Source organism: Mycetohabitans rhizoxinica HKI 454 (assembly GCF_000198775.1).
Classification (GTDB): Bacteria; Pseudomonadota; Gammaproteobacteria; order Burkholderiales; family Burkholderiaceae; genus Mycetohabitans; species Mycetohabitans rhizoxinica.
The window spans coordinates 894,424-908,271 of the sequence record NC_014722.1; the positions used below are offsets into that span (position 1 = coordinate 894,424).

The following is a 13,848-nucleotide window of genomic DNA, read 5'->3' on the forward strand; positions in this document are numbered from 1 at the left end:
CTTGTTGAGTTAACGTTGCTTTATCCGCCGGCAACCTAGCTTTCGCTGTTCATCGCTGTGCTAATCTGCCCGTTTTTCGCTAGCCTGCTGCGCAGCAGCGCTTTGCGCTGCGTGTGTCTCATTTTTTGCCGAGCTTGTGAATGGATTTTGATCTAAATGCCGCTTTGAACGACTACCCAGCCTACGTTTGTGCATTGGAGTCGTGTCCGCAGCCTGCCGCGTCGGCCACCCCGCCGACACTGAAACCGGCAAGCGGTGAGCTGGCGAACCCATTGACCAGCCGGCCCACGACATATCATGACCTGCCGCCCGAGCTGATTCAGCAAATCGGTGACTATGTGCCCGTTCAAGACGTGGAGAATTTTTCAGCAGTCGATCGTCGTACCTATCATGCGATGCAAACCAGGCGGTTAGTCTACAGTTACTGGCAGCGAGCCAACCAAGCCGTAAGTCTCGCGTCAGTCAACCAGCTGCTCAATGAAATGGATGGCACGCTCGCCGATCCGGTGCAGCACGTCGAGCCGCTTGACGCGTTGCGCCAGCGTCTGCAAGCGTTGCCGGAGGCCGAGCAAGGCGAGGCGTTTAAGCGATTGTTCGCAGCCGCGCAGCGCATTCCGAAGCATGGGTTACAAATACAAAAGGCGCTGATGCTGATGTTTCGTTATTTGCCTTGGTCTCAGCGCCTTGAAGTATTTGACTTCGCTCACGCTTTAGTGGCACAGCGCGAGCCTGAGCAGGACAATGTTTGGCCGGCACTGGCGATTGGGTTGATCGATTTCAACATTAGCTCACCGGAGTTCATCGAGCGTTATCAGGCGCTCTCGGCGCGGCTGCCGTCGTTGAACGTGTCTGAGCAAGCGGAGCTGATTTCGGTCTTGGTCGGGCTACTGGGGCATTTGCATTCGGGTAGGGCACACCCGAGTCAATCCGCGCAGTACGCGTTTTTGTGCGAACAGGCTCTACGCCTTCCACCCTCTTATCAGGGTGTGGCAGTTGGCGCGTTGGCGGAGATCATATGGGTCTTGCCTAAAACGGAGCAGCCTGTGCGCTACGCGCAAATGCGCGACTTAGCTTTATCGCTGCCAGACGAGCAGTGGGGAATCGCATTGCGCCATTTGCCTACGGCGGGAATTGAGGCGTTGCCGCTTGACCAACATGCACAGGAATTGGCCTTGTTCGAGCGCCATTTGGCGCGTGTGCCAGCGGCGCAGCGTGAGGGGGCGGCGCTCGGCTTGCTCTCTAGTATTCGTTATCTGGATGAGGCGCTGTCGCAGCGAGTATGGCCGCAAGGGTTGGCTTTAATCAATGGCAGGGGCGAAGCGGCGTTATTGCGTCTGCTCACCGGGCTTGATACATATTCTGTGTTCGTGACCATTAACGATCGCAAATTGCTATTCGCCAAGGCTCAGGTCATCGAGTTTATGGAGGTCAATCGTTTCTCTGAAGCGGCCCGTGCACGCATCCTAGACAGTGTTCGAAATTGGAACTTTCCATGGCTCAGGCATGAGCCATCTTAACGGAGGCGGCGCGCAGAGTGGGTTATGGCGATCGGCTCATCAGCGCCCTTATACAGACCCTCCCGTGTCAGGCCCGCATCGCGGGCAACTTGTGTCATACCGCGCGCGGGCAATCACGCCAAGTGCTTGGGCAATGAATGTCGGATCATCGCCGCCTTCTAGAAGGCATGCCTCAAAATATTCGGCGATATCTTCTTCGGTCTTCAGATGCTCGGCCGAATCCCATGGCCGGGTCTTGATTTTTTCCATCTTTCACTCTGTATTAAGGCAGTTCAACATCCGATGCGCGGCTTTAATGTCCACAGCTTGAAGAGAAGCTCCGCGCGCTTCAAGGTTACGTGTGCGCGGTGAGACCAGAGACAGTGGATTGCGGCAAGCACCAGTCGTGATGTAAATTGCACACGACCATCTCAAGTCGGAGCGACCCGTAAAAGCCATCCCTGAGGAAACGATATAACCTCAAGCCGATTGGAAGAAGGCCCTGAAGAACGCGCGTCGGTGGGCGATGGATGCGAACGGGGAGGCGAATTGATTCCTCGCGCCGAATGTCGCGGCGTTCACAGTTTTTCCGAACCCAAACCAGCGCCAACATTCGGATTCTCGGACGACTGGCGAAAAAGTCTAGTTGAACGGCCGACCCTGCCCACCTTACCGAGGAGAACGACCCTAATTTCGCCGTCGCAGCGGACGACCAGCGCGAAATAGGCAAGCTTAGCGTACTCCAGAGCTACGCGTGTGCGGTACGGCCGAATTGGTCCATCCTCGTGTCTAACTTGATTCAAAAACGCCCTTCAAACCCGCGTCTGAGGGTGCTTAAGCAATGAGCAGCAAGTTAGAGGAATTCCTGTAACTCACTGATTGTAAAAAGCAATGCATCTTCAAGCTGCGCAGCTTTGCCGACGTCACGCTCCAGTAGCGGCCTACAGGTAGAACATTCGATCTTCGTCACTTTTAGCCGGGGGCTGAGCGCCCTCGGCCGGCGCCCGCTCCTCATAGAACGCGAGCACAGCCTCGAGTACCTGGTCCGGCTCGTCAATCACCTGCATCAACTCGACGTCGTGCGGGCCGATCAGTCCCATTGGCTCAAGCGAGTCGCGGAACCAGTCCAGCAGACCTTTCCAAAACGTGGAACCGACCAGGATGATCGGCACATGGCGCGATTTTTTCGTTTGGATCAGGGTCAACACTTCCGCGAGCTCGTCGAGCGTGCCGAAGCCGCCTGGCATCACGATCACCGCGTCGGAATTTTTCACGAACGTAACCTTGCGGGTGAAGAAATGCCTGAAGCGCAGCGAGATGTCCTGGTACGGGTTGCCGCTTTGCTCATGCGGCAACTCGATGTTCAGCCCGACCGAAGGCGCCTTGCCCGCGTGCGCGCCTTTGTTGGCGGCTTCCATGATGCCGGGGCCGCCGCCGGAGATCACTGCAAAGCCGGCATCAGACAGCTTGCGGGCAATCTGCGTGGCGAGCTTGTAGTACGGCGAGTTCGGCTTGAGCCGGGCAGAGCCGTAGAGGCTGACGGCCGGGCGGATTTCCGACAGGTACTCGGTCGCCTCGATAAACTCTGCCATAATCGTGAACATCTGCCACGATGCGCGGGCCTTCTTGGCTGTCGCGCGCTCTTGATCTGCGAGTGAACGCAGACTCGGAATCACTTTTCTCTTGGTCATAATGCTTGAAAATCGAAACCTCGAAGGCAAGACCCTGCTATTGGTCGATGGTTCGAGCTATTTATACCGGGCCTACCATGCGATGCCGGATTTGCGCGGGCCGGACGGTGGCCCGACCGGTGCGCTGTACGGTCTCATCAACATGATGAGGCGATTGCGTCGCGACATTCCCGCAGAGTATAGCGCGTGCGTGTTCGATGCCAAGGGCAAGACGTTTCGCGATGACTGGTATGCGGACTACAAGGCGCATCGTCCGCCGATGCCCGAGGACTTGGCCCGACAGATCGAGCCGATCCACGTCGCGGTGCGCGCGCTCGGCTGGCCGCTGTTGATGATCGAGCGCGTGGAGGCCGACGACGTGATCGGCACGCTGGCGGTGCGCGCCGCGCAGGCCGGCATGAACGTGGTGGTGTCCACGGGCGATAAGGACCTCGCGCAACTGGTGAACGAGCGCGTCACGCTAATCAATACGATGACCAACGAGCGGCTCGATCGCGACGGCGTGATCGCGAAGTTCGGCGTGCCTCCCGAGCGTATCGTCGACTATCTGACGTTGATCGGCGATACCGTCGACAACGTGCCGGGCGTGGACAAGTGCGGACCGAAGACCGCGCTCAAATGGCTCGCGCAGTATCAGACGCTGGACGGCATCATTGAGCACGCGAACGATATCAAGGGCGCGGTCGGCGACAACCTGCGTCGTGCGCTCGCGTTCCTGCCCACCGCGCGCCGACTCGTCACCGTGCATACCGAATGCGACCTGTCCCCGCAAGTGCAGTCCATCGCCACGTCGCTGCAGGCACGGGCAGAAGCCAAGGATGAATTGCGCGACATTTATTTGCGGCACGGCTTCAAGACGTGGTTGCGCGAGCTTGACAGCGAGGCCGGGCCCGATACGTTCACGGCCACGGCCGACGGTGGGGTCGCGCTCGGCCCGGGCGCGGTCGAGCCGGCGCCGGCAACCGACATCGAGCGGCAGTACGAAACCGTCAACGCATGGGAGCAGTTCGAGCGGTGGCTGGCGGTGATCGAGGCGGCGCCCCTCACGTCGTTTGACACCGAGACTACGTCGCTGGACCCGATGCGCGCGCGTATTGTCGGCGTATCGTTTGCGACCGAGCCCGGGCGCGCCGCCTATGTCCCGCTCGCGCACCGCGGGCCGGATCACCCGGTGCAACTGCCGCGCGACGAGGTGCTCGCGCGGCTCAAGCCGTGGCTGGAGAGCCCCGCGCACAAGAAGGTGGGCCAGCATCTAAAGTATGATGCACAGGTCTTGGCGAGTCATGGCATCACGCTGGCCGGCATTGAGCATGATACGCTGCTCGAATCGTATGTGCTCGAATCACACCGTCCGCACGACATGGACAATCTTGCGACGCGGCACCTCGGCGTAAAGACGATCAAGTACGAGGACGTCGCCGGCAAGGGCGCGGCGCAAATCGGCTTCGACGAGGTCTCGGTGGACGTGGCCACCGAATATTCCGCCGAGGATGCCGATATCACGTTGCGGTTGCATCAGGTGCTGTATCCGCAGATCCAGGTCGAGAAAGGGTTAGATTACGTTTATCGATCAATCGAGCTGCCGACGGCGCGCGTACTGCAGATCATCGAGCGCAACGGCGTGCTGATCGATAAGGACCGGCTCGTTGCGCAGAGCAACGAGCTTGGCATCCGGATGCTGGAGTTGCAGGCCGAGGCGTACGCACTAGCTGGCGGCGAGTTCAATTTGAATTCGCCGAAGCAGATCGGCGAGATCTTCTTCCAGCAGTTGCAGTTGCCGGTGGTCAAGAAGACCCCGTCAGGCGCGCCGTCCACCGACGAGGACGTATTGCAGAAGCTTGCCGAGGACTATCCGCTGCCGAAGGTGTTGCTCGACTACCGTGCGTTGACCAAGCTTAAGTCGACCTATACGGACAAGCTGCCGAAGATGATCAACCCGGACACCGGCCGCGTGCATACCAACTATGCCCAGGCGGTGGCCGTGACCGGGCGGCTTGCGTCTAATGATCCGAATCTGCAGAACATCCCGGTTCGCACGCCGGAAGGGCGGCGCATCCGCGAAGCGTTCATCGCACCGCCGGGCAGCAGCATCGTCTCGGCCGACTACTCGCAGATCGAGCTGCGTATCATGGCGCACATCTCGGGCGACGCGTCGCTGATGGCAGCCTTCGAGCACGGCGAAGATGTGCACCGCGCGACCGCGTCGGAAATCTTCGGCGTGACGCGGCAGGAGGTCACGAGCGAGCAGCGGCGCATCGCAAAAGTCATCAATTTCGGCTTGATCTATGGGATGAGCGCGTTTGGCCTTGCATCGAATCTGGGCATTGCGCGCGACGCGGCCAAACTCTATATCGACCGCTATTTTGCTCGTTACCCGGGGGTCGCGCGGTATATGGACGAGACGCGGATGGAGGCGAAGTCGTGCGGTTTCGTCCAGACCGTGTTTGGTCGCCGGCTGTGGCTGCCGGAGATCAACGGCGGCAATGGTCCGCGCCGTCAGGCCGCCGAGCGCGCCGCGATTAACGCGCCGATGCAAGGGACCGCGGCCGATTTGATCAAGCTGTCAATGATCACCGTGCAGGATTGGATCGAGCGCGCGCGCGTGAAGTCGCGATTGATCATGCAGGTCCACGACGAACTGGTGCTAGAGGTGCCCGACGATGAATTGGAGATCATCCGCGCCAAGGTGCCCGAACTGATGTGTTCGGTCGCCCAGCTCAACGTGCCGCTAGTCGCCGAATTGGGCACGGGCGCCAACTGGGAGGAAGCGCATTGACGCCGGGTGGTCCGGCGTTGACAGCGGAACGCGGGTGACGGTTAACGAGGGGGATCGGAATGCATCGGATCAATTGTGGTCGGCGGCGGCGCTGGCGGATTGGAACTTGCCACGCGGCTCGGCGATCGGTTCGGGGCGCGGCGCGCGCCGCAGCGTGTCAGCGTGGTACTCGTGGATCGCTACCCGACGCACATCTGGAAGCCGCTGTTACACGAGGTGGCGGCCGGCAGCATGGATCCGTTCACGCACCAAATCGAATATGCGGCGCAGGCGCGCTGGCACGGTTTCGAATTCCAGCAGGGCGAGTTGCGTGGGTTGAGTCGCGTCGCCAAGACAATTCGCGTGAGCGCGGTGCGCGACGAAGAGGGCATCGAACTGCTGCCCGAGCGCACGCTCGCCTACGACACGCTGGTGATCGCGATTGGCAGTACCACGCATTTCTTTGGCGTAACCGGCGCCGCGCAACATGCGATCGCGCTCGATACGGTCGCGCAGGCTGAGCGCTTTCGGCGTCGCCTGATCGCCGCCTGCATGCGCGCGCAGCGGCCGCTGTCCAGCGTGGACGTGGCGGCCGATGGTGCACCGAGGAGCGCCGTGCCGCACCCGCAAGCCCGGGGGCAGGGGCCGCTGCCCAGCAGTGCTGCCAGCCTGGCCCACGGCGGCACGGCTGATTCGGCCTACGATGGCGCGGCTGGCCCGACCCACGGCGGCACGGGCGGCCCGCGAATCCAGATCGCGATCGTTGGTGGGGGGGCGACCGGCGTCGAGTTATCGGCGGAACTGCGCAACACGGCGCACGTACTGGCCGCGTATGGCTTGCACAAACTCCATCCTGTCACCGACATCGGAATCGTATTGATCGAGGCCGGTCCACGGATCCTGCCGGCGTTGCCGGAACGCGTTTCAGCTGCGACGGCGGCGCTGCTGCGCCGGCTCAACGTCTCGGTGATCACCGGTGAAGCGGTATCAGAAGTGCGCGTCGGCGAGGTTGTCACGGGTAGCGGAAACGTGTTGCGCGCCGATTTGACCGTGTGGGCGGCCGGCATCAAGGCGCCGCCAGTGCTCGCGCTACTCGACGGGCTGGCCGTCAACAAACTGGGGCAACTGGTCGTGCGCTCGACGTTGCAAACCACGAGCGACGACGACATTTTTGCGCTTGGCGATTGCGCCGCCTGCCCGTGGCCCGAGGCCAAGCGGACGGTGCCGCCCCGCGCCCAGGCGGCGCACCAGCAAGCGAATTTCTTGTTCAATGCATTGCGCGCGCGGCTGGACGGGCGCGCGTTGCCCACCTATACGTATCGCGACTTAGGCTCTCTCGTTTCGCTAGGCCACAATGCGATTGGCAATCTAATGGGCGGCCTGATCGGCAAGAGCCTATTCGTCGAGGGGCTCTTTGCACGATTCATGTATCAATTGCTGTATCGGATGCATATCGCCGCATTGCATGGCTATGGCCGGATGCTACTCGACACGCTCGCGCACGGGCTGCGGCGCACCACGCGGCCGCGGGTCAAACTGCACTGAGCCGTTGGCCAGTCAGGGCTGCGCGCCGGTGGTAACAGGCCTGGCCGGGTCCGCCACCCATTCGCTCCAGGACCCGGCGTACAGTGCTGCGCCGTGCAATCCGGCAATTTCCATCGCGAGCGCATTGTGGCATGCGGTGACGCCGGAGCCGCAGTACAGAATCGTGCGCTCCGGTGTGGTATCACCGAGCACTGCACACATTTCGTCGCGCAACGTGTGGGCGGGCTTGAAACGGCCGTCGGCGGCGAGGTTGTCTTTGAAGAAGCGATGACGGGCGCCTGGGATGTGGCCGGCGACCGGGTCGATCGTCTCGTTCTCGCCACGATAGCGGTCCGGCGCCCGGGCATCGAGCATCCGGCACGCGGCCGTGCGCATCTGTTGCTGCACGCCATGGACGTCGATACTGATCGACAACGGCTGTGATGGCGTGAATGAGCCGGCGGTGATGGCCGGTATCGCGTTGTCCAACGGCTGGCCGGCGGCCTGCCACGCCTGCAGCCCGCCATCGAGCAACGCCACCTCCTCGTGGCCTAACCAGCGCAGCAGCCACCACAGCCGTGCGGCGAACATGCCGCTTTGCGCGTCGTAGACGACCACCTGTAGGCCGCGGCTCAAGCCCCGCTGCGCGAGCCGGCGGGCGAGCGTGTCGCGTTCAGGCAATGGATGGCGCCCGTTGGTGCCGGTCTTCGGTCCGGACAGGTCGCGGTCGATATCCAGGTACTGTGCCCCCGGGATATGCGCAGCGTCATACGCGGCCGCGCCGGCCGACGTGTCGGCCAGATCGAAACGGCAGTCGAAGATGAGCGTGGTCACGCCGGGTGTGGCGAGCCGGGTGGCCAGATTCCCGACGGAAATCAGCGTGGTGTAGCGATGCTGCGGCATGGCGAATCTCCTGGCGAGGCGGTCATGACATCGACCTAGGCGAACTAGCCCTAGTCTAAACAAAAAAGCCGGACCCCAGCCTTAATGCCGTTCAGTTAAGCGACTGAATGGCATTTTTTTGAGTGGCTACAAACCCGTTGTACATGAGGCGAGGCGATGTTAACTTTCGTCGCCATGCTAGCCGACGACCTTCGCCCTCTTATCGAATCCCAGCCGCCGTTTGAATGGAACCGGCTGGGCCAGCCTCTGCCCTACGAATGGATTGAGCGAGCAGTCCAGAGCAGCGGTAGTGCCAGCGTTCGCCGCCGTCGTTCGCCGGCCCAGCAGGGGGGAGGGCGGGTGGTCGCGCTGGCGTTGTACCGGCACCCGTCAATCAGCGAGATTGTTGACGGGCTGGAACTGGCGCTACCTGCGCTGATATGTCATTTGTCAGCAAGCGCGCCATCGCCCAGGCGCGGCAGCGCACGGGGGCGGCGCCCCTGGCGTGGTTTTTTCGTGAATCGGCTAGGAACTGGGTTGCCCAGGATCAAGCGCAATATCTCTTCAAAGGGCTCTGGCTGTTCGCGATGGACGGCACCACGCTGCGCACGACCGACAGTGCGCTCAACCGCAAGCATTTCGGCTCATCCTCGGCCACGCATGAGCGAGTGGGCCGTAATACGCGTTGGGAGGCGCTCAGCGGCGAGCCCGGCGATCAGATAGTGCGCATGCGTGAACGGCTCAAGCAGCTTCCCAACGAAAAACGGCCCGGGCGCAGTGGCACTCGGGCCGTCAAGTCCAGATCTTTTCGCTATACCTTCAGTACCTGACTCGGGACCTTAACTGAACAGCATTAGGACCCTAACCCGGCTTTCGACTGATCGCAGGCACGTGTCAAATCGTGCCGAGCTCGCGGCGCAGGAACTCGTGGAAATGCTGCATGCCGTCTTCCATCGGGCTTTGGTATGGGCCCACCTGGGATTCGCCGCGGGCGAGCAGCGCGCGGCGTCCGGCATCCATTCGCTCGGCGATCTCGTCGTCCTCGACGGCGGTCTCCAGATAGGCCGCGCGCTCGGCTTCGACCATCTCGCGCTCGAACAACGCCACTTCCTCTGGATAGTAGAATTCGACGATGTTTGTCGTGCGTTGCACGCCGCGCGGGATCAGATACGACACGATGAGCACGTGCGGATACCATTCGATCATCACGTTCGGGTAGTACACCATCCAGATCGCACCGAAATCCGGTGGCGCGCCGTTGCGGAACTTCAGCAACTGGTCGTGCCACTTGCGGTATGTCGGCGAACCTGGATTCGCGAGTGCGCTGTGTACACCGACTGTCTGCACGCTGTACCAGTCGCCAAATTCCCATCGCAGATCATCGCACGAGACGAAACTACCGAGTCCAGGATGGAACGGGACGACATGATAGTCTTCGAGATAGACCTCGATGAACGTCTTCCAGTTGTAGTTGCACTCGTGGATTTCGGTGTGGTCGTACAGGTACCCGGAAAAGTCGAAGTGGCTCGCCGGACCCAGGCGCGCGAGATCGCGTGCGATGTCCCGGCCGTTGTGCTCGAACAGCATGCCGTGCCAGGACTGCAGTGGCGTAGCACCCAAGTTCAGGCACGGATTATCCGGAAAGTGTGGCGCGCCGAGCAACTCGCCGCTTAGATCGTATGTCCAGCGGTGCAGCGGGCAGACGATGTTCTCGACATGCCCGCGACCGTTGAGCATAACGGCCTGCCGGTGCCGGCATACGTTCGATAGCAGTTCGATACGCCCGTGTGGATTGCGCACCAGTATGCGGCCCTCATTCTCTGCAGGCAGCGCGAAATAGTCCCCCGCTTCCGGCACCATCAATTCATGGCCGATGTAGCGTGGACCGCGTTTGAACAGGACGTCGAGCTCGCGTGCGAGGAGCGCTTCGTCAAAATAAGCTGAAACAGGCAGCTGGCTGTGAATAGACTTAAGCTGCAGAGCATTGCTCAGATTGGACATTCCCACTCCCGTGCAGACGTGAAAGCAGTGAACAACCCAACCATCGAAAAATCGATTTAGGGAACCAAGGATTATACTCACTCCGGGCAAATGGGGGTATCTAAATCTTTGATCCGGATCGCATTTATGACGCGAATCCGGTCATCGGAGTATATTTTTCGGCTCGGCGTAGGCGGCGCGCAGCACGCCAAGGTCGCATTCGCTGCCGGTCAGACGGCGTTTGCCGTAAAATAGGCGACTTGCCAGAACACATGTGCATGATGCCCAACACCGCTTCCCAAGCCCCTGACGGGGCAGATGTCCCATTGCCGGACAATTACGAAACAGCGCTTGGCGAACTCGAATCCCTGGTCGAGCGAATGGAAGGGGGCGCGTTGAGCCTCGAAGCGTCGCTTGCGGCATATCGTCGCGGTGCAGCCCTTGTTGCATATTGCCAACAGCAACTCGAGAAGGTCGAGCAACAGGTTCGTGTACTCGATGGCGAGACGCTCAAGCCCATCGATCCAGCGATTGATGACGGAGAATGTGCATGAGCGCCACGGCGTTTGACGAATGGGTACGTGACGTGCTGGCGCGAACCGAGGTGGCACTCTCGGCGGTGCTGCCGCCGGCGGACGTCGAGCCGATGCAGCTGCATCAGGCGATGCGCTATGCGGTGCTGGGCGGCGGCAAGCGTGTGCGCCCGATGTTGTGCCACGCAGCTGGCCAGGCGCTGGGTGCGCCTGGCCAGCGCCTCGACGCGGCGGCCTGCGCGCTTGAGTTGATTCACGTGTACTCGCTGGTTCACGACGATTTGCCGTCGATGGACGACGATGACATGCGTCGTGGCAAGCCGACGGTGCACGTGCAGTACGATGAGGCGACAGGGTTGCTCGTCGGCGACGCGTTGCAATCGCAGGCGTTCATCGCGCTTGCCTCGGACGCGCTTGAGGCGCACCGGCAGGCCGCGTTGATGCGCGAACTCGCTTGCGCGAGCGGCTCGCTTGGTATGGCGGGTGGGCAGGCGATCGACCTGGCGAGCGTGGGCACGCGATTGTCGCGGACGCAGTTGGAGACGATGCATCGGATGAAGACCGGTGCACTGCTGCGCGCGGCGGTCAAGATGGGAGCGCTGTGCGGTGATGGGCTGTCGGCCGACATCGAGGCTGGGCTCGATGCGTATGCGAAGGCGGTGGGCCTGGCGTTCCAGGTGGTCGATGACATCCTAGACGTGACGGCTGACTCGGCCACGCTTGGCAAGACAGCCGGTAAGGATGCGGCCAACGACAAACCGACCTACGTGTCGATCATCGGGCTGCAGGCGTCGCGGGAGCTTGCGGCACAGCTGCGACGCGACGCGCATGCGGCGCTCGCGCCGCTGGGCGAGCGTGGGCTGCGGCTTGCGCAAATCGCTGACCTAGTGGTGGAGCGCATGAATTGAGTTGACGCGCCGGCGGCGGGCGTGGCGCCCGCGATCGCAGCGGCGGCCCGCCTGGCGGCCGGTGACGTGCAGCGCGAGGACACATTGGCCAGGAGCGTCGGCGCGTGCGCCGCAGGATTGTCTGGAATGGAACGACGATGTACGACTTGCTGAAAACCATCGATGACCCCGCCGCTTTGCGGCGCCTAGAACGCCGGCAGTTGCAGCCACTGGCCGATGAGCTGCGTGCCTTCGTGCTCGACAGCGTATCGCAGACAGGCGGCCACCTGTCATCGAACCTCGGCACGGTCGAGTTGACGATTGCGCTGCATTACGTGTTCGATACGCCGGCGGACCGGATCGTTTGGGACGTCGGCCACCAGACCTATCCGCACAAGATCCTGACCGGACGGCGGGACCAGATGAGCACGTTGCGCCAACTTGGCGGCATCTCAGGCTTTCCGCGCCGTTGCGAATCGGAGTACGACACATTTGGCACTGCCCATTCGAGCACGTCAATCTCGGCGGCGCTGGGCATGGCCATTGCCAGCCAACTCAAGGGCGAAGATCGGTATGCGATCGCCGTGATCGGCGATGGGGCGATGACCGCCGGCGAGGCATTCGAGGCGCTGAACAACGCCGGTGTGTGTGAGGACATCCCGTTGCTGGTGATCCTGAACGACAATGACATGTCGATTTCGCCGCCGGTTGGCGCACTGAACCGGTACCTTGCGCGGCTAATGTCGGGCAAATTCTATGCGACCGCGAAAAAAGGCGTCGAGCGGGTGCTGCGCCACGCACCGCCGATGCTGGAGCTTGCGCGTAAGCTCGAGGAGCATGCGAAGGGCATGGTCACGCCGGCGACGCTGTTTGAGGAATTTGGCTTCAACTACATCGGCCCGATTGATGGGCATGACCTCGATGCGCTGATCCCAACGCTGCAGAACATCCGCGGCTTGCGTGGTCCGCAGTTCCTGCACGTGGTGACGAAGAAGGGCCAGGGCTACAAGCTGGCCGAGGCCGATCCGGTGCTGTACCATGGCCCGGGCAAGTTCAATCCGGCTGAAGGCATCAAGCCGGCTGCGTCGTCGAAGAAGACGTACACGCAGGTCTTCGGCGAATGGCTGTGCGATGCGGCGGAATTGGACCCGCGGGTGGTGGGCATCACGCCGGCGATGCGCGAGGGCTCGGGGCTGGTCGAGTTCGAGCAGCGCTTCCCGCAACGCTATTTCGACGTGGGCATTGCCGAGCAGCACGCGGTGACCTTCGCCGGCGGGCTGGCGGCCGAAGGGCTGAAGCCGGTGGTGGCGATCTACTCGACGTTCCTGCAACGAGGCTACGACCAGTTGATCCACGACGTGGCACTGCAGAACCTGCCGGTGGTGTTCGCGCTGGACCGCGCGGGGTTGGTGGGCGCGGACGGGGCCACGCATGCGGGTGCCTACGACATGGCGTACCTGCGCTGCATCCCGAACATGGTGGTGATGGCGCCGGCCGACGAGAACGAGTGCCGGCAGATGCTGCACACGGGATTGCAGATCGAGGGGCCGAGCGCGGTGCGCTATCCGCGGGGCACGGGTCCTGGGGTGGCCACGCACAAGCGGCTGAGCGCGGTGCCGGTGGGCAAGGGGGAGATCCGGCGGCAGTCGCAGGCGCCGGCTGGCCACCGGGTGGCGATTCTGGCGTTCGGCTCGATGCTGGCGCCGAGCCTGACGGCGGCGCAGGAGTTTGACGCGACGGTGGCGAACATGCGCTTCGTGAAGCCGCTGGACGAGGCGCTCGTGCGGCAGCTCGCCGACACGCACGAATTGCTGGTGACTGTCGAGGAAGGTTGCGTGATGGGCGGTGCCGGCTCGGCGTGCATTGAGTCCCTACAGGCGGCGGGGATAATCCGACCGGTATTACAATTAGGGCTTCCCGACCGTTTCATCGATCATGGCGATCCGACGAAGCTGCTTGCCGCATGCGGTTTGGATGCGGCGGGAATTGCCAGCGCGATCCGCGAGCGCCTGTCAACTGTGGAACGGCAAAAGCACGATGGCAATGCGAAAACGACCAAGCTCGTCGCATAAGCCTCGCCCGCAACGGCCGTTGCTGTTT

General features: G+C 62.0%; 10 protein-coding genes and 2 pseudogenes. 8 read left to right on the forward strand and 4 right to left on the reverse strand.

Annotated elements, in window-relative coordinates; all coding sequences use genetic code 11:
* The first annotated feature begins 140 nt into the window (after positions 1–140).
* Positions 141–1,517, forward strand: coding sequence for a hypothetical protein (locus tag RBRH_RS04110; protein ID WP_013434725.1), 1,377 nt, complete (start codon positions 141–143; stop codon positions 1,515–1,517).
* 47 nt (positions 1,518–1,564) lie between these two features.
* Here RBRH_RS04110 and RBRH_RS04115 read toward each other — a convergent pair.
* Both RBRH_RS04115 and RBRH_RS04120 read right to left on the reverse strand, forming a co-directional pair.
* Positions 1,565–1,766, reverse strand: a pseudogene (locus RBRH_RS04115) (addiction module antidote protein); the annotation flags it as partial.
* A gap of 671 nt (positions 1,767–2,437) precedes the next feature.
* Entirely contained in the window at positions 2,438–3,187 is a 750-nt protein-coding gene (locus RBRH_RS04120; RefSeq protein WP_041753233.1) for an LOG family protein, read from the reverse strand.
* Position 3,188: 1 nt separating this feature from the next.
* On the opposite strand from RBRH_RS04120, the gene polA reads away from it, so the two are divergent.
* Both polA and RBRH_RS04130 read left to right on the forward strand, forming a co-directional pair.
* Positions 3,189–5,963 carry a DNA polymerase I gene (gene polA, locus RBRH_RS04125; protein ID WP_041753235.1) on the forward strand — a complete coding sequence of 925 codons (2,775 nt, stop codon included), beginning with the start codon at positions 3,189–3,191 and terminating at the stop codon, positions 5,961–5,963.
* 63 nt (positions 5,964–6,026) lie between these two features.
* Positions 6,027–7,487 (forward strand): NAD(P)/FAD-dependent oxidoreductase, encoded by a 1,461-nt coding sequence (locus tag RBRH_RS04130; protein WP_041753236.1) that lies wholly within the window; start codon positions 6,027–6,029, stop codon positions 7,485–7,487.
* A 12-nt stretch (positions 7,488–7,499) separates the two neighbouring features.
* On the opposite strand, the gene RBRH_RS04135 is transcribed toward RBRH_RS04130, so the two are convergent.
* Positions 7,500–8,369: a sulfurtransferase gene (locus tag RBRH_RS04135; RefSeq protein ID WP_041753238.1), complete on the reverse strand. Its 870-nt coding sequence runs from the start codon at positions 8,367–8,369 to the stop codon at positions 7,500–7,502.
* A gap of 174 nt (positions 8,370–8,543) precedes the next feature.
* On the opposite strand from RBRH_RS04135, the pseudogene RBRH_RS20100 reads away from it, so the two are divergent.
* Positions 8,544–8,726 (forward strand): annotated as a pseudogene (locus RBRH_RS20100) (transposase domain-containing protein); the annotation flags it as partial.
* A gap of 62 nt (positions 8,727–8,788) precedes the next feature.
* Positions 8,789–9,178 carry a transposase gene (locus RBRH_RS20105; protein ID WP_013434731.1) on the forward strand — a complete coding sequence of 130 codons (390 nt, stop codon included), beginning with the start codon at positions 8,789–8,791 and terminating at the stop codon, positions 9,176–9,178.
* 64 nt (positions 9,179–9,242) lie between these two features.
* Here the strand turns inward: RBRH_RS20105 and RBRH_RS04145 are convergent, their stop codons facing one another.
* Complete coding sequence (locus tag RBRH_RS04145; protein ID WP_041753239.1) at positions 9,243–10,349, reverse strand: aromatic ring-hydroxylating oxygenase subunit alpha; 1,107 nt, start codon at positions 10,347–10,349, stop codon at positions 9,243–9,245.
* Positions 10,350–10,609: 260 nt separating this feature from the next.
* Here RBRH_RS04145 and RBRH_RS04150 point away from each other — a divergent pair, with 260 nt between their 5' ends.
* From RBRH_RS04150 to dxs, 3 genes are all read left to right on the forward strand, one after another.
* Positions 10,610–10,882: an exodeoxyribonuclease VII small subunit gene (locus RBRH_RS04150; protein ID WP_041754141.1), complete on the forward strand. Its 273-nt coding sequence runs from the start codon at positions 10,610–10,612 to the stop codon at positions 10,880–10,882.
* The gene (locus tag RBRH_RS04155; RefSeq protein WP_013434735.1) at positions 10,873–11,769 is read left to right on the forward strand and encodes a polyprenyl synthetase family protein; all 897 of its coding nucleotides are present in this window, start codon (positions 10,873–10,875) and stop codon (positions 11,767–11,769) included. The genes RBRH_RS04150 and RBRH_RS04155 overlap by 10 nt, the downstream gene beginning before the upstream one ends.
* Before the next feature lie 137 nt (positions 11,770–11,906).
* Positions 11,907–13,820, forward strand: a complete 1,914-nt coding sequence (gene dxs / locus RBRH_RS04160) for a 1-deoxy-D-xylulose-5-phosphate synthase (RefSeq protein WP_041753241.1) — start codon at positions 11,907–11,909, stop codon at positions 13,818–13,820.
* Positions 13,821–13,848 lie beyond the last annotated feature (28 nt).

Excerpts from the sequence above, each read along its gene's own strand:
- RBRH_RS04110 (WP_013434725.1), top strand. The coding sequence starts at position 141 with ATGGATTTTGATCTAAATGCCGCTTTGAACGACTACCCAGCCTACGTT.
- RBRH_RS04120 (WP_041753233.1), bottom strand. The coding sequence starts at position 3,187 with ATGACCAAGAGAAAAGTGATTCCGAGTCTGCGTTCACTCGCAGATCAA.
- polA (WP_041753235.1), top strand. The coding sequence starts at position 3,189 with ATGCTTGAAAATCGAAACCTCGAAGGCAAGACCCTGCTATTGGTCGAT.
- RBRH_RS04135 (WP_041753238.1), bottom strand. The coding sequence starts at position 8,369 with ATGCCGCAGCATCGCTACACCACGCTGATTTCCGTCGGGAATCTGGCC.
- RBRH_RS20105 (WP_013434731.1), top strand. The coding sequence starts at position 8,789 with ATGTCATTTGTCAGCAAGCGCGCCATCGCCCAGGCGCGGCAGCGCACG.
- RBRH_RS04145 (WP_041753239.1), bottom strand. The coding sequence starts at position 10,349 with ATGTCCAATCTGAGCAATGCTCTGCAGCTTAAGTCTATTCACAGCCAG.
- RBRH_RS04150 (WP_041754141.1), top strand. The coding sequence starts at position 10,610 with ATGCCCAACACCGCTTCCCAAGCCCCTGACGGGGCAGATGTCCCATTG.
- RBRH_RS04155 (WP_013434735.1), top strand. The coding sequence starts at position 10,873 with ATGTGCATGAGCGCCACGGCGTTTGACGAATGGGTACGTGACGTGCTG.
- dxs (WP_041753241.1), top strand. The coding sequence starts at position 11,907 with ATGTACGACTTGCTGAAAACCATCGATGACCCCGCCGCTTTGCGGCGC.